General features: G+C 48.5%; 12 protein-coding genes. 3 read left to right on the top strand and 9 right to left on the bottom strand.

Translation table 11 applies throughout. The features are described from left to right. Window positions 1-817 precede the first annotated feature (817 nt). The 6 genes from B5M13_RS31165 to B5M13_RS31195 form a co-directional block, all read right to left on the bottom strand. Window positions 818-2,557 (bottom strand): serine hydrolase domain-containing protein, encoded by a 1,740-nt coding sequence (locus B5M13_RS31165; RefSeq protein ID WP_080059375.1) that lies wholly within the window; start codon window positions 2,555-2,557, stop codon window positions 818-820. Between the two features lie 531 nt (window positions 2,558-3,088). After that, window positions 3,089-4,576: a serine hydrolase domain-containing protein gene (locus B5M13_RS31175; RefSeq protein WP_080059377.1), complete on the bottom strand. Its 1,488-nt coding sequence runs from the start codon at window positions 4,574-4,576 to the stop codon at window positions 3,089-3,091. A gap of 117 nt (window positions 4,577-4,693) precedes the next feature. Then, on the bottom strand, window positions 4,694-5,488 hold the full coding sequence (locus tag B5M13_RS31180; RefSeq protein WP_080059378.1) for a helix-turn-helix transcriptional regulator: 795 nt from the start codon (window positions 5,486-5,488) through the stop codon (window positions 4,694-4,696). A 293-nt stretch (window positions 5,489-5,781) separates the two neighbouring features. Further along, window positions 5,782-7,026 carry a sensor histidine kinase gene (locus B5M13_RS31185; RefSeq protein ID WP_080059379.1) on the bottom strand — a complete coding sequence of 415 codons (1,245 nt, stop codon included), beginning with the start codon at window positions 7,024-7,026 and terminating at the stop codon, window positions 5,782-5,784. A gap of 430 nt (window positions 7,027-7,456) precedes the next feature. Next, window positions 7,457-9,076, bottom strand: a complete 1,620-nt coding sequence (gene odhB / locus B5M13_RS31190; RefSeq protein WP_080059380.1) for a 2-oxoglutarate dehydrogenase complex dihydrolipoyllysine-residue succinyltransferase — start codon at window positions 9,074-9,076, stop codon at window positions 7,457-7,459. Window positions 9,077-9,173: 97 nt separating this feature from the next. After that, window positions 9,174-11,954, bottom strand: coding sequence for a 2-oxoglutarate dehydrogenase E1 component (locus B5M13_RS31195; protein ID WP_080059381.1), 2,781 nt, complete (start codon window positions 11,952-11,954; stop codon window positions 9,174-9,176). Between the two features lie 558 nt (window positions 11,955-12,512). Here B5M13_RS31195 and B5M13_RS31200 point away from each other — a divergent pair. Next, a complete protein-coding gene (locus B5M13_RS31200; RefSeq protein WP_080059382.1) occupies window positions 12,513-15,668 on the top strand; it encodes a cyclic nucleotide-binding domain-containing protein in 3,156 nt (1,051 codons plus the stop codon). Between the two features lie 100 nt (window positions 15,669-15,768). Then, the gene (locus tag B5M13_RS31205) at window positions 15,769-17,139 is read left to right on the top strand and encodes a sensor histidine kinase (protein ID WP_080059383.1); all 1,371 of its coding nucleotides are present in this window, start codon (window positions 15,769-15,771) and stop codon (window positions 17,137-17,139) included. Between the two features lie 74 nt (window positions 17,140-17,213). Here B5M13_RS31205 and B5M13_RS31210 read toward each other — a convergent pair whose 3' ends face one another. After that, window positions 17,214-18,371 (bottom strand): zinc-dependent alcohol dehydrogenase, encoded by a 1,158-nt coding sequence (locus B5M13_RS31210; protein WP_080059384.1) that lies wholly within the window; start codon window positions 18,369-18,371, stop codon window positions 17,214-17,216. A gap of 313 nt (window positions 18,372-18,684) precedes the next feature. Between B5M13_RS31210 and B5M13_RS31215 the strand changes: the two genes are divergently transcribed. Beyond that, window positions 18,685-18,918 (top strand): hypothetical protein, encoded by a 234-nt coding sequence (locus B5M13_RS31215; protein ID WP_080059385.1) that lies wholly within the window; start codon window positions 18,685-18,687, stop codon window positions 18,916-18,918. Window positions 18,919-19,076: 158 nt separating this feature from the next. On the opposite strand, the gene B5M13_RS31220 is transcribed toward B5M13_RS31215, so the two are convergent. Continuing rightward, window positions 19,077-20,114, bottom strand: coding sequence for a phytase (locus B5M13_RS31220; protein WP_080059386.1), 1,038 nt, complete (start codon window positions 20,112-20,114; stop codon window positions 19,077-19,079). A 112-nt stretch (window positions 20,115-20,226) separates the two neighbouring features. Further along, window positions 20,227-21,492 carry a hypothetical protein gene (locus tag B5M13_RS31225; RefSeq protein ID WP_080059387.1) on the bottom strand — a complete coding sequence of 422 codons (1,266 nt, stop codon included), beginning with the start codon at window positions 21,490-21,492 and terminating at the stop codon, window positions 20,227-20,229. Between the last annotated feature and the right edge of the window lie 20 nt (window positions 21,493-21,512).

The raw sequence follows: 21,512 nt of genomic DNA on the forward strand, positions 1-21,512 counted from the left end.
AACTCAATCATGCGTTTCGTACTTTGGGAAATAAAGTACGAAAAATTGGCAGCCTTTAATTAAACAAACGGCTTTGTCTCAATCTCAATAAAGGCTCCTGCTTGAGACGAAGTGGGATTTGCGTATCTGTAATTAGGGCGTTTTAGGAAACAGCCATAATTTTTTAGTTATCTCTTTCTTCTTAAAGTCGGTAATAGTCTTCCCGTCATACCGATACACCCCACCAAATGTTGCTATCCAAATATTGCCCTTTCGATCTTGCTAAATGGGGTAGGTCCGTAGGCTGTACTTACCTGTTTGGATTCGGCCTTAATTGTGTCTTTTGGCAGGTCAGTTTTGGCCAGTGCATGAGTGGACGAATAAACAGCAATCAGCAAGACCAAGGCCTATTGGGTACGTACGTCATCCGTATTTTGTTTAATGGCCCAATGGATTTAACAGACCTAATTGGTTTTGTATCGCCTTTTAGTTAAGGGCTTGTGAATGAGTGTCAAAGGAAGGCAAAAGCAGCGTTTACTGACTCCTGGGTATTTTGTCCGTGAGCAGTGTGGTCTATACAACTGTCTTATATTAATGCTCCATTCAAAATATGTGAGGTATATCCGGTTGATTCAATTCTGCCGTTACGTCAAAACGTTTTGGCAGATTGGTAACCAGAACAGTCTGAGACACGAAGCCGATAACGGTTGAATATACCCTCACGCTATAAACCAATACGCTATCAGAAGCGATTAGTGCAATGCATAAATGGGGAAAACAGCATCTGGAAAAGTTATTGCCAGCAACGAAGTACGCGCATAATTCGGTTCAATAGCCATTATTTTTCAACCAGATCGCAATCCGTAACCAAGCCCTCGGAGGTCAGATGGACGAGTATATAGGTGTCCGGCTGATTGGACTTTAATTGGTAAGTTACTATTTCGCTTACCTCACTTCCATGGCGTTGAATTCCCCGGCCTGCGACGTTTTCTGAATGAATAAAAGTTAATGATTTTAACGTTTCCGGCTCTCGCATTCCGCCCACAAAATCGCGTTTGGCTCCCACAGTAAGGCCTGAGGCTTCTTCTACTAGTTTACCACCTTTTACCATAGCCTGCAAAGCCGCCATGATTTTGGGTGTACGGGATGGATCAGGATCGGCGTTGGTTCTACGTGTATTGACAAGCGGCCCAATACGTGGTACTGTTCGCTCATAGCGTTGATCATTGTCCTGAAGCCGGAAGCTAGTCACATGTCCAGTAGCGTCTGGATTGAAGATCACCGAAACATTACGATCTGTTGATGTGAACTTATTAGTACCGACGGGCACAAATTCTTCATCAACAAAACTATCTTCTATAGTTAAAAGCCGCTGATTATCAGCCTCAAAAGTAATAATTCGATTATTAAATAATTCATATCGACCTTCGAAAGCCGTTAACGTTTTAGAATCCACAGCTACCGCGGCTGGTTTAGTCTTTACAGGAAAGCCATCCCAGTGGTAATAGCTAGCGATAAAATCAACAATTCTGCCCATCATATGCGAGTTATCATTCGCATTGATCATGATCACAACGCCTTGTCCCTTATCCACACTAGCCGTGAGTAACGCATCAAAACCCTCGTCGCGCCCACTATGACCGAAGCGGAGCATCGTACTGTCACCCTGCAAAAAAACGCCAAGTCCATCCCTGTTTTTCTGATCAGTCAACATTTGGCGGGTCATAGACTGAGATAATACACTCCCTGGCTTTCCAGCATAAGCATTCTGAATACTAATCGCGAATCGAGCCAGATCAGACGGTGTAGTCCATAATCCCGCTGCTGCCATCTCAGGATAAATGTGCCAGCGACCTTCCACTAAACTTCGATTGCTGTAGTGACCAGTTGCCGTTAATTTTGCCAATTCTGGAGGTAAAGGTTGTTGGTAGGTACTATTTTTCATACCTAGTGGTGAAAGCACCTTATTTTTCATGAACGCGGGGAAATCAACGCCAGTCACATCCACCATCAGTTGTTGCATGACGGTATAACCGCCACCCGAATACCGCCAACGAGAGCCCGGAACAAAGTCTACGCGAACCGGTGGTGTATTGGCTGGGGCTGTCCCATCCAGAACCTGAACAACCGAAGGGATCTTGGCGCCCACCGTATATCCCGGGAATCCGTGAACTGTAAGGCCGGTAGTATGACTAAGTATCCCCCGCAGAGTAACCTTCTTGTCTTTAGTAAATTCATTATCAGGAACTTTCCAACTTTTAAGTTTTATATTCACATTCTCATCCAGAAAAAGTTGATTCTGTTCAACCAGATACAGAGCGCCCATAGCCGCAACCGATTTACTAACCGAGCCTGCCTGAAACAAAGTATTGGTGGTGACAGGCACCTTTCCCTGTTTATCAATAAATCCATAGGACTGAGCCTTCAAGATTTTTCCGTCCTGAATGATAGCTAGGGACAAAGCGGGAATACCCCGCTTCTGCATTTGGCTACGAATAAAATCGTCTAGATCATCCGCGTGAAGGGGAAATACACCTAATAGAAAGGAAAGAATCAGTAAGTGGCGTTGGTTTTTCATGGATATCGGGCAATGTATTTGAATGGTGCAACGATTGGTATGATGAAAACTATTATGATAAATGTCCGGAAAATAATCCGAAGAGCCCTGCAACAGGACTGCATCGTGACTGAGCCAGCGAACCCGCTAAAAGCCGCGTACCTTACAGTTAGGCTACGGCACAATGGGGTTCCGGCTCGCTTCTTCCCTTTACTATACCGAATTCTTATTTGCTTTTAAAGCCCGGCAACAAACCTACCGGTCTTTGAGGAGATATGCGGTTAATGGTTTGTAAAAGAATGTTAATGATTTGAAAAAGGCCTAAACAATTAGTGTCTGATAGCTGAAATACGTAAGTGGGCCTTGATCGAAAGCCTCACGAAATCGCCCCTTAAAGAGATGATAAAATTTCCGTCTACATCTTCAGGCATTAGCCTAGAAGAGGCCGTGCACAGTCAAGAATTGAACCCTGGAACGCATCAGAAGAACTCGACCGCTACAATCGATGGTGCATAGCACAGCCCCATTCGTCAAAGATCATCCGTTGTCCCATTACTCGCTTTTCAGCTTTTCCAGCCGCCCACTAGCCTCTGTATTTTTGGGGTTCAACCTTAACGCCCGCTGGTATAAAGCGGCAGCCTCCACTCGTCGGCCCACTTTGGCCAGTACATCCCCGTACAATATACATAAAAAATCACTCGTGGGATACAACACAAAACCCGTGCGGAACGTAGCTAGCGCTTCTGATTGGTGGCCTGTTCGAAAGAACTCGTACCCCATGGCGATCCAATCTTGTACGGCCATGGTATAGTGGAGCGTGTCGGACCTGAAGGCCTCGAGTTGGATCAGGGCGGCATCCGCTCCCGTACGCAATAGCTCCCGGCCATAAGGAATTGTCACGGGCGTTCTGATCTCATCGGTGGGTTGATGGTTTAACAGCCGCATCGCATTCATAGCCGTCACAGGAGCCCCCAACCCGTTATCCAGTAAGACCACCGTCTGGCGTTTGGTCACATTTAGAAGCAGCATGGTGCTGGTGCCTGGCTTAAAGCCCGAATGAAAAACAAGTTTACCAGCACTACTATCGGGGAGAATAAACCAGCCCAGCCCAAAGTAGACCTTGCCCGGATAGTGCCGGGCCGTCGCCAGTTGGCCGTCGGCCAGCTTTTGGGGAGTAAGCATCTTGGCCAACGTAACCGGTTTAAGTAGCCTGCCAGTGAACAGCGACTCAGTAAACCGCCACAGATCGGTGGTATTACTAACGATAAGTCCGGGGCCTTCCACACCACCTGATTGATGCAAAAATTTCTGATGGCGGGCCATGGTATCGGCTAAGGCAAAATCAGTAGAAAAATAGTAGGGATACGCATAGGGGATAGCCCGATTCGTGTCGTTTTTAACGCTGCCCAGTACAAGCGTATACGTGGCTGTCATGCCTGCTTTTTTATAGATCTGCTCAGAGAGGTATTGCTGAAAGGGGCGATGGCTAAGGGTCTCGACAACCAATGCCAGCAGCCCCATTCCCGGACTCGAATACTGCCACTGCTGACCAGGGGATTTTTCCAGTTTACCCCATTTTTTCAACGCCGGAATAATATCCCGATTGGTCATGATGCGCCTAGGCGAAGCGCTATAGTCGGCATCAAATAAGTCGAAATCGGGCAAACCCGAGGTGTGGGATAATAGCTGCCGGATAGTGATGGCGGGATATGGAAAGTCGGGTAAGTAGCGCTTCACCGGCCCATCCAGTGCCAGCAAGTGTTGCTCTTCCAGTTGCATAATGGCCACAGCGGTAAACACTTTGGAAACCGAAGCCAGTTCGAAGTTGGTGGTGGTCTGATTGGGTCGTCCGTGTGCCTGATCGCGCCAGCCGAAGGCCTGCTGGTAGATGACCTTGCCCTGCTCAGCAGCTAGCACACTGCCATTGATCAAGTGGCGACGGTTGAGATCCTTGAGTAAGCTGTCGAGTTGTTGTTGAGGGGCTTGGGCACAGACCCATTGATAAAGACAGCCGATACACAGGGTTAGGAAAGATTTCATTTTGGGCTAGTTCGTTTGTCAACCCAGCCCGTACAAATCAGCGGGTAGGCTTAGCAGACAAAGCTATCGAGGCTAAAACCTAGAGAATAGAATGAAATTTGCCTTTTGGGAAACGCATTAAAATTTCTGAAATTCCTGGGGCAGGAAACCCGTCTGCTCTTTAAACACTCGGATGAAGTGGCTTTGGTCGGCAAAGCCGCATTCATACGCAAGAGCCGTCAAGGAAACGGCTGGCTGGCGTATTCGGGCTATAGCACGTCCTACCTTCAGTCGCCTGCTGTATTCACTCAAGGTGCAGCCAAAATACCGGGGAAACTGCTTGGAGATGGTAATGGGGTTGAGCTTGAGCTCGTTGCCTATCTCCCTAAGGCAAGGGGTCTGGCTCCAGGTATCCCGTAGCAGGTCTCGAAGTTGATTCACCCAGGCAGGTCGTTTCTGACTGAAACGACCGCTGGACGGCTCGACCAGTTGATGAGCCAATGAGGTGATACTTTCGGCCGAAGAAGGATCCATCCACTGGGCTTCTTTGTACATCCTAAGCAGAATTGCCCGGCAGTACGGATTTTGGTGTATCGCCTGCTCCAGCCTGGCTTCCGAGAGTTCTTGTTGAGCAAAAAAGTCGGCGCTTATATCCAGGTTGAGATTTTTGGAGGGGAATTGGGTGTTCAGATTCTGGTGAAGTTCACCGCTGTAATAAAAGAGTAAATGGCCGGGCGTAACCGCTTGATTAAAGTGCTTTCGTCTCTCGAAGGTACCCCCCTGCAAAAATAACGTAAGATGGCTGTTGTGGTGGGCATGAGGTCCCTGATACACCTGCGTATGGTATACCGTCTCAATCAGGGCAAGCCCCTGTTGCGTATCAAAGCGTTGACTGATATGGCCTAAGAACTCCCCTTGTCTCAAATGATGCATATACGTCAGCTTCGTAGTTCGCTAAATAAGAATCGAATGGAATACACTGGGTATGCTTGGCTTATTTAGGGGTTGCTTTCAAATGCTATGCCATTGTGGTAAGTTGTTACTACTCAGCAGGCATCTTAATGGCTCTTGTCCTGTTTCGGACAAAATGAGTACGTACCTGGACAAGCTGTATTTAATGTATAGGATAGTAGTTAGCACATGCCAATCTTAAAAAAGCTCCCGCTTGAGTCGATGGGAGTCGCACGGTTCGCAAATGAGGTATTTTATGGAACAATAAACACGGGTTAGCCAGCAGGCAAAATGATGGATACGGTAGTGCCTTGGCCAACTTCCGAGTCAAGATGGATAAAGCCAAAGTGATTTCGGATTATTTTGCGGCAATAAGCCAAGCCGAAGCCTTCTCCTTGCCGGGCTTTTTCCTGAGGTAATTGAGAAAATAAATCAAAAATCTTTTCGAGTTGAGACGCTTCAATCCCGATGCCATTATCAGCTATCTGTATTTCGACATAGTGAGTTTCATTGCCCGAAGGTAACTGTTCATTCAGGCCAGATTGCAAAAAGGCTTGCCCCCTAATGGACAAAGAAAGGGGGACATCTTTTTTTGAGAACTTAATGGCATTATGCAGGATATGATAAAAAAGTTGCTCCAACTGTTGCGGTATAGCGGATAGGGAAGGTAACTCGCCTACATCCATAGTCGCCTTCTTGGCCTTCAGTTGCGCACTTAATTGGTTTTGAACCAGAGCAACAATCTCATTCACATCCGTTCGCTCAAACCTACTAACCTCTTCGTCCAAGATCGAAAAGGCGGATAAGTCCTTAATCATCATCGAAAATTTTTCCGCACCGGCACTGATTTTCAAGGCTAATTCCTCGGCTTTATCAATATCTTTTTTCCTGACAACATCCACCAACATACCACTAAAGAGCCTGAGTTTTCGCAGGGGTTCTTGCAGGTTGTGATTAGAAATATGCCGATACTGCCGATTTTCATCCACCGAGTGGGTAAGCTGGCGGCTTAAATTTTTAACGGCGTTATCACTTTGCTCCAGTAATTCGAGTTGCTGTAAATGAAAGGAAATCAAGTCAGAAAAGGCCGCGAACATGCCTATAATCTTAGTATTTTCGAGCTGAGCTGGTTTTGGGTCAATCGCACACAGCGTACCGAAAAATTCGCCTGTTTTTAGAATAATGGGAAAGGATATGTAACTCTGAAAACCATACATTAAAGGCGTATGATGGTTAAAAAAGTGTTTATTTGCTTCGACATGCTCAATGATAACCGGTTGGTGAGAATCCCGAATTTCATTACAAATCGTTGTTTCCACCTTTAGCTCACTCCCAGTCACCAGGCCGAACTGGATATCATCACGCACCGTACAGGTAATCCAACGGTCCTGAGTAACTCGGGCAACAGCCGCAAAGCCCATGGCTGTTGTTTCACAGATCACGTCCAACAAAGTGGGCACGATGGGTATGCGCTTAACGCGATCAATATCGGCGGCTAATTCACTATCTGAATAATTCATCGGCTACAATATAGGATCAAATGTATTGATTTTGAGCCAATATATGATGCTACACAACGACGGCTTTAAAGGCCTAAAAAAGCCGATTGTTGCTAGTCTTTTCACAGTCAAACGATCATATTTGTCAGGTAACGTGAATTCGGGATTATCTTGAGCTAAATTTAAAATCAGCATTTTCCTGACAGACCTAATAGAACTCATCGGCTGTCATGTGTCACATCGGCTCAATTAGGTCGATATCGGCTCTATAGGAAACGGAATCACAATACGTTAGTGGCTGATCAACTATACAAACTTACCTGATCATAAAACGCTCTTTAGGCCGAAGCAAGTGCCCTGAAAATAAAACTCCCCGAAAGTTTTGGACAGGGTGCCCAGCCTTTCGGGGAGTTAACGATTTTAGGCCGCTTTTCAGCAAGCAACGTATGAATTACATATCAAACAGAATTCGGGAAGGGTCTTCCAGAATTTGTTTTACGCGCACCAGGAAGCTAACCGACTCTTTACCGTCAATGATCCGGTGGTCGTACGACAGCGCCAGATACATGATGGGCCGGATGACAATCTGACCGTCGACAACCACAGGACGTTCGACAATGTTGTGCATACCCAGAATGGCCGACTGAGGGGCATTGATGATCGGTGTCGACAGCATCGAACCGAATACACCACCATTGGTGATGGTAAACGTACCACCCGTCATTTGCTCGATAGTCAGCTTATTGTCACGGGCCAGGCCTGCCAGACGAACGATTTCTTTTTCGATACCGGCAAAACTTAGCTGCTCAGCATTCCGAATAACCGGTACAACCAGTCCACGTTCGGTCGAAACAGCTACCGAAATATCACAAAAATCGTTGTAAACGATCTGGTCACCGTCAATCTGCGCGTTAACGGCTGGGAAGTCTTTCAGTGCAATACAAACTGCTTTCGTGAAGAACGACATAAAGCCAAGCCCTACGCCCTGTTTCTCCTTGAATTTATCTTTGTATTTGTTCCGCAGGTCCATGATCGGCTTCATGTCTACTTCGTTGAAAGTAGTCAGCATAGCCGTTTCATTCTTAACCGCTACCAGTCGCCGGGCAATCGTCCGACGCAACGAGGTCATTTTTTCGCGACGTTGATTGCGGCTACCACCTGTAGCTAAAGGTGCCGGAGCTGAAGTGGCTGGCTTTGAAGCGGCTGGCTGAGCTGGCGCCGGAGTTGGCGCAGCTGGCTGTGCCGGAGCTGGCGTAGCCTTTTGAGCGTCCTCTTTTGTAATTCGTCCGCCAACGCCTGTACCCTGTACCGCTTGCGCATTAACGCCTTTTTCGTCCAGAATTTTAGCGGCTGCTGGTGATGGGTAATGAGCGGCATAGCCATTCTGTCCGTTTGAAGCCGCTGGTTCGGTAGCGGCTGGCTGCGGAGCAGGCGTATTGGCGGGTGCTGCTGAGGCTGAGGCTCCTGCACCTACTTCAATTTTAGCGATTAATGCTCCAATGGGTAACGTTTCACCGGCCTGCGCTACAATACGTAGTGTTCCAGCAGCCTCGGCAGGAAGTTCGAACGTCGCTTTGTCAGATTCGAGTTCGCACAGTACTTCGTCGAGCGCGACCGAATCGCCGTCTTTTTTGCTCCAGGATGCAATCGTTACTTCGGTAACTGATTCGCCAACGGCCGGGACTTTAACCTCAATTACCTGAGCGCTGGTGGCCGCTGGTTTAGCGGGTTCGGCAACAGCTACCGGAGCCGATGCTGCAACAGGTGCAGGTTGTTCGGCTGGCTTTGGCGCTTCGGCTTTCGCTTCGGGCGCTGGTGTTGCCGCTGGGGCACTACCGCCATCGTCGATGGTACAGATACTGGCACCAATCGGAAGTACATCCCCTTCCTGAGCCAGTATGTGCAGAATGCCATCGGCTTCGGCCGTTAGTTCAAATGTGGCTTTATCAGAGTCGAGGCCGCAAAGTACCTCGTCCATCTTTACATGGTCACCTTCTTTTTTGTACCAGGTGCCAACAGTTACTTCGGTAATCGATTCCCCCACGGGAGGGATTTTCATGTCAACGGCCATTTTTCTGTAGTTTTCAGTTGTCGGCTTTCGGTTCACAGCTTAGTCGTATCGAATATGATAACTGACAACTGTAAACTGTAAACCGAAACCCGGATGTTTATTCAAACGCTCTCCGAACGATATCGGCTTGTTCCTGAGTATGAATTTTTGGATAACCGGTTGCGGGAGATGCCGCAGCCTTGCGCGAAATGATTGGCAAATGTACACCTACCCGCAATAAGTACGTCCAGTAACCCATATTTTCGGGTTCTTCCTGCACCCAGAATTTCTCCGCCTTTTTATACTTCTCCAGGATGGCATCCAGTTGCGTTTTAGGCAGCGGAGCCAGTTGCTCCAGACGAACAATGGCTACATCGTCACGCTGGTCGGCCTGTTGCTTTTCGAGTAGGTCATAATACACTTTACCCGTGCAGAAGAGTACGCGTTTTACCTTTTTGGCCTGCGCGTAGCTATCGTCAATGATCTCCTGGAATGAGCCTTTGGTCAGGTCTTCGAGCGGAGAAATGCACTTCGGATGACGAAGCAGTGACTTGGGCGACATGATGGCCAGTGGCTTACGGAACGACCAGGCTAACTGTCGACGCATTGCGTGGAACAGATTGGCTGGCGTGGTAATGTTGGCCACCGTCATATTGTATTCGGCATACAATTGCAGATAGCGCTCTGGCCGGGCGTTGGAGTGCTCCGGTCCCTGGCCTTCGTAACCGTGAGGTAACAACATCACAACCCCGTTTTGAATACCCCATTTCGATTCGCCAGCCGCAATGAACTGGTCGATGATCAACTGGGCACCGTTTGAGAAATCCCCAAACTGCGCTTCCCAGATGACGAGTGCATTCGGCGTAGCCATTGCATAGCCATACTCAAAGCCGAGTACACCGTATTCAGACAACAGCGAGTTGTAAATCTGAAACTTCGGCTGCCCTTCTTTGATGAAGTCGAGCGACGAATAGGTCTGATTGGTTTCGGCATCGTGCAACACTGCGTGGCGGTGCGAGAACGTACCCCGCTGAACATCCTGTCCACTTAACCGGACTGGCTTTCCGTCGAGCAAAATCGATCCATAAGCCAGCAATTCGGCTGTGCCCCAGTTCACGGTTTTGGTGTCGTTCAGCATAGCCTGCCGATCTTTTAGCAGCTTGTCGATCTGTTTCAGCGGCTTAAAGCCTTCGGGTAGTTTAACCAGTGCTTTCCCAATCGTGTCGAGCACATCGGTCGAAACACCGGTTTCGGGCGATTTTTCGAAATCGGCAGGCTCGCTGAAACGTAACTCGGCCCAGTCACGGTCCAGACGAAGGGGTTTATAGGGAATTTCGGCTTTTTGCTTCACGCGATCCAGCCGATCCTGCAACTGCTTCTTAAATTCAGTATCCATTCGCTGCGCCAGTTCAGCATCTACATCGCCCCGCTTGATGAGCAGTTCTTTATAGATTTCGCGTGGATTAGCGTGTTTGTCAATGATATTGTACATCGTTGGCTGCGTAAACTTCGGCTCATCGGACTCGTTATGCCCGTACCGACGATAGCAAACCATATCGATGAATACGTCCCGGTTGAATTTCTCGCGGAACTCAACCGCCAGTTTGGCGCAGAAAATTACCGCTTCCGGGTCATCGCCATTTACGTGGAAGATCGGCGCATCCACGATCTTGGCCACGTCGGAGCAATAGATCGATGAACGGGCATCTTCGAAATCGGTGGTAAATCCGATCTGGTTGTTGATCACAAAATGGACAGTACCACCGGTTTGATAACCCGCCAGTTTGGCCATCTGGGTAACCTCATAGACAATACCCTGACCTGCCACAGCCGCATCACCATGGATCAGGATCGGCAGGATTTTGGTAAAGTCGCCCTTGTACTCTTCGTCGGCTTGTGCCCGGACAAACCCTTCGACAACGGGGTTTACTGCTTCGAGGTGCGATGGGTTCGGGGCCAGTTTCACACTAATCTGCTTGCCTGATTTGGTTTCGGTCAGGCTTGAATAGCCGAGGTGATATTTTACGTCGCCATCACCATGAACCTGCTCGGGTACGTTGCCTTCAAAACCATCGAAAATAGATTCGTAGGATTTACCCAGGATATTGGCCAGTACGTTCAGACGACCCCGGTGTGCCATACCAATCATCACTTCCTCAACGCCCATGTCGGCGGCCTGGCTGATGATGGTATCGAGCGCCGGAATCGTTACTTCGCCCCCTTCGAGCGAAAAGCGTTTCTGACCTAAATATTTAGTGGCTAAGAAATTTTCAAAGACAGTGGCTTCGTTGAGTTTCTCAAGAATCCGTTTTTTCTCGTCGAGTGTGGGTTCAAAAACGAGCGCTTCCTTTTCGATTTTATTCCGCAGCCAGTTTTTAACATCCAGTTCGCGGATATACATGTACTCGAAACCGATTTCACCTGCGTAAATTTTCCGCAGCGAATCCATAATGACCCGTAGCGTAGCGGGTCCGATACCGAGGAGTTTGCCTGATTCGAATACAGTATCCAGATCGGCTTCAGAAAGGGCGTAGTCGGGCAAATCGACGCGGGGTTGCCGGTCTTTGCGGTCTTTAAGCGGATTTGTTTTTGCCAGTAGGTGTCCGCGTGAGCGGTACGCTTTAATCAGGCTAGCTACAGAAACCTCTTTTTCAGCATGCGATGCGTCGACAGGTTTACTGGCTGTAGCCTGTCCGTTTCCATTAGCCGGTATACCGTTCGATGAGGTGCCGTTTGACTTACTTGCTCCGGCTGTTTCGCCGTAGGTTAATGAAAATTCAAATCCTTTGAAAAATTGTTGCCAGCTTTCATCAACTGATTGAGGGTCTTGCTTATAAGACTGATAGAGTTGATCGACGTAAGCGGCATCAGAGTTGGCAATATATGAATACTGATCCATGACGGGGACGCGTCGTTGTTTTGACCTGCAAAGGTAGTGTATCAGTTACACACTTGACCCAAATTTTATGGTTTTTATCCTATGACTTTGAGAAAGACGCGCTTGTACGTAGAACAGATGTAAATGAATTTTAGTTGACATCAATATAAACACATTTTGTGGAGATTGTATCAGTAAAAAAGCCACCCCAGCGGAGTGGCTTTTTTTACTGAATAGCTAAACACCTGATTTGCCAATTGTCGGTAGGCAACGGGCCAATCAACAAGGTAACTGGCATTGTTCACTAATTCTAATCGCTACCCGGCCAACATTAATCTGTTGCAATCAGGTGAAACACTATGTTGGCAGGTATAGAAAGCTGTTGTACTCATGAAGAATGCACTACAAGAATCGTGACAATAGATTAACCTGTTGTTAATCCTGTATTAAAAATGGCTTAATGTATTGGTGTTAAAAAGCGTCAAGAAGCTTTCTGGCTTGCTGATTCTGATAGCCTATTGGCAGCATGTGGTGGACTGATGCGTATATTTGGCCATAAATCGCCTAGTTCGCTTGCTTATGACTGTTGGTGCAGACGCTACGTATCCACTCCCTCCTTCAACGCAACGATGGCAGCGCATGCTGGGCATTCGGCCCGAGGAAGGACGAACGGTAGGGTTATTTTTTATACACAACTTCCTGCTGGGTATTGGCACCATCCTAATCTATGTAGCAGCCAATGCCATCCTGCTCGAAAACCATCCCGAAACGAGTTTGCCGATTGCTTACCTGGCTTCGGCGGCTGCTATGATCGTAGTGGGACGGATCTATGCCTACTACGAGCATCACCTGACGCTGCAAACGCTGGCTGCCCGTGTACTGTTGTCAGCAGTTGTTATGACCATAGTTGTCGGTATTTTGGTGGTCGTTGGGCATTCAGTAGCGGCTGCAGTAGCGATTATGACGGGCTATCGGGTCATTTATCTACTGACCAATCTTGAATTCTGGGGGGTATCGGCGGTGGTGTTCGATACGCGGCAGAGTAAGCGGCTATTTGGCGTAATTAGTTCGGGCGATATGCCTGCCAAAGCCCTGGGGGCCATTCTGGCCGCTCTGGTACATGCGCATGCCGATGTATTGCGGTTGTTGCTGGTTGCTTTTGGGGCGTTTATGGCCTCATTATACGTATTACGGCTAACCATTCAGTCGCACGATGTCCATGCTCCGCACAAGTCGGACCGGGCTCTGGGGCGCGAGCCATCCCGATTGATTGGGAAACGCTTTGGCGGGAGCGAACTGATTTTTTATATGTGCCTGAGTCTGGCGATTCTGGCCTCGGTAGCAACCGAAATCGAGTATAACTTTTTCATCAACGTAAAGCACCGCTTTCACGATCAGACCGATGTGATTCGGTATGTGAGCTACGTATTGGCACTAACCTATGGTATTGCCATGCTGGTCAAACTGATTATGTCGCGAAAGGTACTTGATCGATTCGGGGTTCAGCGGTCCTTACTGGTATTGCCCTGGGTTGCTTTGGCTGGACTGGCTGGGTTAACCATTTTGCGGATGATGGCAGCTACGGAAACCGTATTGCTGGTATATTTCTGTGCGCTGTATTTGCTGTTTGAGGTAGCACGTCGGGCCTTGTTCGACCCTGTTTTTCTGGTATTGTTTCAACCGCTGCTACCACCCCAGCGCCTAAAAGGGCATACGCTGGCGAAAGGACTTTATGAGCCAATTGGCCTGGGGTTTGCTGGTCTGGTCCTCTTTGTGTTGCACACAACCCTCGAATCGAGAGGTGCGCTGATCTGGATTGCTTTGTTGGCGGGAGCGGTCTGGTTATTGCGCCACACCTATACGCGGTATCTGCTCGAACTGAACGATGCTATTGGCCGTCGCTTTCTGGAGCGTGACCAACTGGCGATGCCAACAGTAGCACAGAAAAGTCTGGTCGATCAATTGAAAAGCCCCCGTACCGATGATGTGCTAACGGCTATAAGCTGGCTTGATCAGCATAAACCTACTGAACTGATGACGCATATTCCGGCATTGTTAACCCATGCCGAGTCTGCCATACGACGGCGAACGCTGGCTACACTAACTCATTCCAGCCAGCCTGTTCCTACGCGTCAGCTTATGCACATTGCCCTGGCCGATCCCGAACCAACACTCCGTCAGCAGGCGGCTTATCTGCTGGGGCGTCGGATCAATGTTGAAGCGGCTGAGCTGGCTCCGTTAGTTAATCATACCGACATTAATATTCGGCAGGGGGCTGTGAAAGGCGTTCTGGAACTGAATCCGCATGATACAGCCGCTGAGCATAGCCTTGCACGGCTTGCCAGTGATACGGACCCGGCGCATCAGGAAATAGCTCTAAATCTGATTGGTGCGTTACGACTGAATGAGTTTGCGTCTACCGTCAGAGAGCGTTTGGCGAGTCCGTATCCAGTCATTGCCAAAACGGCTCTTCTGACCGCTGGTCGTTTGACCAACGAAGCACTCACGCAGTATTTGCTGCAACATCTGACCGATGAAACCATTGGTCGTATTGTGGTACAATCGCTAAAAGCGCAGGGGCCGGACCTGATTCCTGCTTTGAAACGGGTTCGTCGATCAAGTACTGATCGGCTAACTATCCAACGGATAGCTGCTATTAGTGGGAGTATCAATACGCCAGAAAGTCGCCAGTTGCTAAACAGTTTGGCGCAGGAACCGGATCTGCTGATTCGGGGGGCGGCCTTGCGGGCGTTACGCCGTTTTCCAAACGAACCGGCCGACGATGCTGTATTCAAAGCGCTGTTACAGGAAGAGGTTTTGCTGGCCCAACGATTACTCCATGGTAGTATGACCGAACCGGATCTGGCTAAAACGCTTGATTACGAACTGTCGGTACTACTTCAGCGGCTGTTTGATATACTGACTCAGCTTTACGATTCGGAAACCATTGCCGGAGCGCGTATGGGTATCGGGCATCCAGCCCGTGAACGTCGTGCCAATGCCCTTGAAATGCTGGATAACCTGATTCCCCGAGCTACGTATCAGACATTGCAGGTTCTGGTCGACGATCTGCCACGGTCTGAAAAGGTAGAGATTCTGGATAAAGAACTGGAACCGTTTGAAGGTGCCGAGTCGGTTCGGGCTTTTATTCTCCGAAAAGGCGAAACGACCTTTTCGGCCTGGACAATCAATGAGGTTTTACGCAACTTACCCGCAAACGAGGCTCTGGTAGCCCGTGAATCCCTTCAGGCTCGATTTACCGCCTTATCTCCTTTGCTCATGAGTCATTCAACGAATTCGGCCGAACAGATTGCCGCCTATGACCGGGTGCTGCTTTTGTCGCAAACCCGGCTATTTGCCGATACCCCCGAAAATGTCCTGGCCAGTATCACACCCATTATGAAAGAGGAACAGTACTCGGCCGGTGAACCTGTTTTTCATAAAGGTGATCTTGGAACAGGCATGTACGTGATCTATACGGGCGAGGTGGTCGTATTAGATGGCGAAACGGAACTGGCTCGTTTTGGCCGGGGCGATTTCTTTGGCGAATTGGCTCTGCTGGATACCGAAGCGCGTTCGGCTACGGTCGAAGCGGTTACCGATGTTCGACTGCTACGGATCGATCAGGATGATTTCTACGACCTGATGGAAGAGCGGGGCGAAATCTTACGGAGTATTGTTCGGAGCCTGTCGGGGCGAATCCGGCGTCAGAATGAATTATTGGCCGCTAAGTAGAATCGTTGATTGATTTGGTAGCTTTGGTAGCTGTTTAAGACGTACGTCTTACGAATCATAACTATCTGGTAAGCGGTACAGATCGTTAAAAAGCACCTATATGAACTGGTCAGATGGTGAATCCTATATAGCAGTCGGCATGGCTGTAGCCGTCATTCGGTATACTCGAAAACTACTGGAAACGGAAACGCGGCTGCCTAGATGGGATATTTATTTCAAAAATGTATGGCTCTCCGGGTTTGTACTGATGGCCCTGGGCGAGGTGTTCCCTGATCCCTGGCTCATCTGGTATCAACTCATCATTATTGGTTCTGTTTACTATACCGTCTGGCAACTACCTGCTTTTCGCCCAGCAAAGATGTTACTTCTGGGCATTGCCCCCTATTCATTCCTTATTGTCTTTAAGGATTTGCTTAGGCATCTGGCCCGGACGTTTTATAAAGCCAATGGCGATTATTTTGAAGCCGCATCGACCTTTGCTTTTATTTGGCTGGTTACGTTTCTGTTCATCGCCAATAGCCAGAAAAAGGCCCTGGCGAAAGAGCAGCTTGAACGCGAAAAAGAAGCGGAGCAACGCCGAATTATTGAAGCTAAAAAGAACGAGCTGGAGTATCTGGTAGCCGAACGGACCGCCGAAATTACCCGTCAGAAAGAAGAGCTTGAACAGGCACTGGTCGAATTGAAAGCCACTCAAAGCCAACTGGTTCATAGTGAGAAAATGGCTTCCCTGGGGGAATTGACGGCGGGTATTGCCCACGAAATTCAGAACCCGCTCAATTTTGTCAATAATTTCTCCGAAGTCAGCATCGAGTTGATCGACGAGTTAAGTGAAGAACAGGCTAAAGCCGACCGGGATGTGGAGCTGGAAGCTGAGATTCTGACCGATCTGAAGCAAAATCTTCAGAAAATCACCCAGCATGGCAACCGGGCAGCCTCCATCGTAAAAGGTATGCTTCAGCATTCGCGGGCCAGCACCGGGCAGCGGGAGGCAATTGATCTGAACGCTCTGGCCGACGAATACCTGCGTCTGGCGTATCATGGTTTACGGGCCAAAGACAAAACCTTCAACGCCCAGCTTAAAACCGATCTGGATGCTTCGCTGGGTACCATTAGTGTCATTCCGCAGGATATAGGTCGGGTGCTGCTCAACTTATTTACCAATGCCTTCTATGCTGTTCATCAGCGTCAGAAAAAAGGTGAAGGCCCCGCTTACCAGCCTACAGTAACGGTGCGTACCCGATGTATTGATAAAGAAGCGGTTATTTCGGTAAGCGATAACGGTACAGGCATACCTGAAGAACTTCAGTCAAAAATCTTCCAGCCTTTTTTTACTACCAAACCTACTGGCGAGGGCACGGGCCTTGGCCTCTCGCTGGCGTATGATATTGTTACGAAGGGGCATAACGGTACCATGACGGTCGAAAGCAGGGAAGGCGAAGGGACAACCTTTACCATCGCTTTGCCGGCTTAATGAATAATGCAGAATGACTAATGGATTAATGAGTGGACAGAACATTATTCATTAGTCATTCTGCATTTTTATGTTCAGGGTTTTAAGACCACTTTGGTGCAATCGTCTTCTTTATTTTTGAAAAGTTCATATGCACGGGAGGCTTCGGATAGAGGCAGAATATGTGAGATAATATCGTCCAGTACCACCTTGCCTTGTACAACCAGATCCAGCAAATGGTCGATATTTTTATGGACAAACGACTGACCTGTGCGGATGGTAATGCCTTTGTCGAACACGCGCCCAATAGGGAAGTTGTCGGTTGGGCTGCCGTATACGCCAACGACCGATACAATACCGCCACGACGTACCGCCCGAAAGCATAACTCCAGTACTTTGGTGGTGCCTTTTTCCAGATTGATAACGGCTTTGGCTTTTTCGAGCAGCGAGCGATTGGCTTCCATGCCTACAGCATCGACACAGACATCGGCTCCCCTGCCTGAAGTCATGGATCGGATAGCTTCCACCACATCGACCTCGTCGGGATTGAGGGTTTCAACTTTATTAACCCGACGAGCCCGTTCCAGTCGATAGTTGAGTGGGTCGATGGCAATTACCCGGCCTGCGCCCTGTATCCAGGCCGATTTTTGCGCCATAAGCCCCACTGGGCCCGATCCGAAAATAGCCACTGTTTCGCCCCCTTTCAGTTCGCCCCATTCGATAGCGCTCCAGCCGGTTGGGAAAATATCGGTCAAAAAAATCACCTGTTCATCCTTCAGCGATTCGGGGACGTGTCGCAGCCCATAATCGGCATAGGGTACACGGACATACTCGGCCTGTCCACCGTTGTAGCCACCATAAAGATCGGTATACCCAAACAAACCACCCCCTTTTTCACTGAGCAGATCCCCATCAGGGCCATAATGTTTGTGGTTTGAGTTCTCACACTGCATTTGCAGGTTCTGCTGACAGAAAAAGCAATGGCCACAGGCAATGGTAAAGGGAACGACCACCCGATCGCCTTTTTTCAGGTTCGTGACACCAGTGCCTACCTCTTCCACAATACCCATAAACTCATGGCCGATCACCTCATTTTCCAGTTGGGGAATGAACCCGTCATAAATGTGTAGATCGGAGCCGCAGATGGCCGTAGAGGTTACGCGAATCAGTGCATCACGAGCATCTTCAATGCGTGGATCAGCGGTATTTTCAACGCGGATATCGCCAATTTTATGGAATACGGCAGCTCTCATCTGGTTAATTCGATTGAAAAGAAAACGTCGAGAGAATGTCTGGATTAGCAGTAGCCTGCATCACCAGGTGTTTAAGCCATTCAAGTACGTTTTTATCAACCTAAATAGAGCGAGTTTGTTAACACCTGAATCGGAGAAGGTAGCTGAAATATGCCCAGAATACCCACATTGTGAGCAGATGGGCCGTCGATAATGAGTTATGTCTGAACCGAAATTGATAACAAAAACTTAATATTGGGCTTTTGTTTGTGCCTTTTTTTTCGTATTTCTTTGTAGATTTTTTGTTAACTTCTGACACTACAAAAACACAGGAATGAAAGCTAAGAAAAAGGAGCTTGCCGAGTCGATTGCTACATCTATCGAAGCAAAATTAAGTGGATCGGCTGCAGCATCGAAGAAATTCAAAAAAGCCATTGAAAAATCGGCCGATAAACTGGCTAAAAAACTGGTGAAACTGTATAAGAAAGCCAATAAGGCTGCTAAGCCCAAAGCGAAGGCGACACCTAAGGCGAAAAAAGCGAAGCCAGCTCCTGCAACAGCCGCTTAAAGCGATTTATACGAATTGATTTCGTCATTTTGACGAAGCTATTTCAACCTAGCTTACGGATTACCCCAACCCCCTAAAGGGGGTTCGGCCTCGCTCTATTCGATTTAGGCCCCCTTTAGGGGGTTGGGGTAATCCGTAAGCTAGGTTGAAATAGTTTCTTACTTAAGATCCTTCCCAGCAATGTCTTCCCAGCGATAATAATGGAACGTTTTGCCTTCCGACATGGCCACAAATAACCCGTGTGGAAACTGTTTACCAAGCGCTATATTCGTTACATCGGAGCCGTCGCTGACCTGAGCGGCTACTTTCACCACTTTCAGGAGCTTATGTTCGTTCGGCCGGCCGGGTTCGCCCTCACGTCGGAAAATATGGAATTGATTTGCCCCCTGATCCGATACAAGCAGATACCCCGTTTTAGGGCCTGTTTTATAAATAGAAATGCCTTCATGATCTTCCGCAAAACCGGTTTTGGCAAACAGAGCTAGTTCATTATTTCCTCGTTCTGGGTCGGCATAGTATTTACGAACGCCAACGCCTTCGTCGGAATAGTAGACGTAGCCTAGTTCGTTATCGACTGCTATCGATTCAATTTCCTTCTTACCGCTATAGGTGCCAAACTTCCGAATCAGCGTTGCTTTTACGTGGCCCGACCCATCATCCTCCAGCTTATACTGACCGATATAGGACCCCGTCGTAGGCCCCGTTTTTCGTCCTACCATGGCATACACTATACCGGATGGCGCCTTGTAAAGCGCAATGCCCATCAGATCGCGAAAGCCACTAGCCGTGTCGCCCACAAACATATCAAGCCCCCCCTTGTCGACAGGCTGCATGTCGGGCAGCGAAAAGATTCGGAGCTTATGCGTAAATCGTTCGGTAGTTACAGCAATATCGGTAGGTTTCCCGGCTAATTTCAAACCGTAGGCAATGTCGACGTTGTTCGGGCGCTTCAGATCATGGACTTCCTTGACGATTTTCCCGTTCAGATCGAAAACATACAGACCGCCATCCTGATCCTTATCGGTGCCGATAATCAGGCTTTTAGCGTGATCGGATGGATTGATCCAGATAGCCGGATCGTCGGTATCGTGACGAACGGTATCGGTAATAATGACTGGCTTGACCACCTGCTGCGCCGTTGACTGAGTTGACTGACAGGCAACCAGGGACAAGGTTATGACTAGATAAAACTTCATGAATAGGCAAAAGTTACTACACAGCGATGCACCGAGAAATGACGAGATTCACCGAGATGTAAAGTGTATCTCCTTTTTCCTCTGCGCATCGCTGTGTCACAAGCATTTAAATCTAGTTTGTTCCGAAAGCGCCAATCGTTGTCGAAGGAGCAGGCGATTTATACAGCGTACCATTGGCCAATGAAATACCATCGGCATACAGGCGCGTAAAACTTGTGATGCCTTTTCCGATAGCTGGAGAACCGCTTTGTAGCCGGAAATCCCAGGCCGTGTTGAAAATGGCATTTTTAGAATCGGTTGAGAGCGGGTAGTTTACGAATTTCGGATCGTTATCACCAACGGTTTTGCTGATCACATCATTGGTTCCGGTCAGAATTTCGGTCGAAGGCTGGAAGCCCGTTACACCATCCTGCGTATAGCCGTAATACAGGTTGTTACTCACTTTAGTCCGGTTGTCTTCTGGGTTTTTAGGATCACGTTTTACCCCGAAACGGTCATTGGCCAGCAAATTATTGTATAGTTCGGCCCGAACGCCCACTTCTACCCAGATCGATCCTCCTTTGATGGTCGGACGACGCCAGCCAGCATTCACAATCGTATTATTGTAGGCAACAACATACGCTTGCGGAGTGCGGTCGCCCGTGTTGGAAAGTTTGAGTGCGTTTGTGTTTGGGCTATAAATCAGGTTGTAAGCTACATCGGCCTGAACGCCCGATTTGATGTTGATGGCATCGCCACCCGATACACCCTGTGTGTAAATCTTGTTGTTGGCAATGATCACTTTACCACCCTCAATGTAGAAACCATCTTCGTTCTGATTGTTCAGGCGGCTATTAACGATCACCAGCTTGCCATTGACGTTCGAATAGTTGATGGCTGGAACGTGGTTACCAGCGGCCGCCTTGTATAAACCCGCTTTTACCGACGGTGAACTTTCTGTTGTTACGGCACCGCCATATTCGAGGATGGCATTGTCGAGCAGCAGTTCGGCGCAGGTAGGCGCGGCAATGAGGCCGCCCCACAGGCTACCCCACTGATTGGCGGTGGTTTTCCAGGCGTCGGGAACGGTAAACTTAACCGGGTTAGCCGAGGTTCCCATTACGTACAGGTTCCCTTTGATGATAAATTCTGGCTTTACGGTCGAATCACTGAAGACGATAGTAACGCCTTCTTCAATAACCAGCGACTGGCTGGCTGGAACCTGCAGGTGTCCCGTGATTTTGTAGGTGCTTCCTTTGGTCCAGGTGCCTGATACATCGCCCGAAACGGCGTCTTTCACAACAGGAGTCGGCGTTACCGTTTGATTCGAATCGTCGCTCTTTGAACAGCCGATCAAGACAGCCGCTGATAGCGCAGCCAGGATAAATACTTTTTTCATCGTTGTTTTGGTTATGAATT

The organism is Spirosoma aerolatum, assembly GCF_002056795.1.
Lineage (GTDB): Bacteria > Bacteroidota > Bacteroidia > Cytophagales > Spirosomataceae > Spirosoma > Spirosoma aerolatum.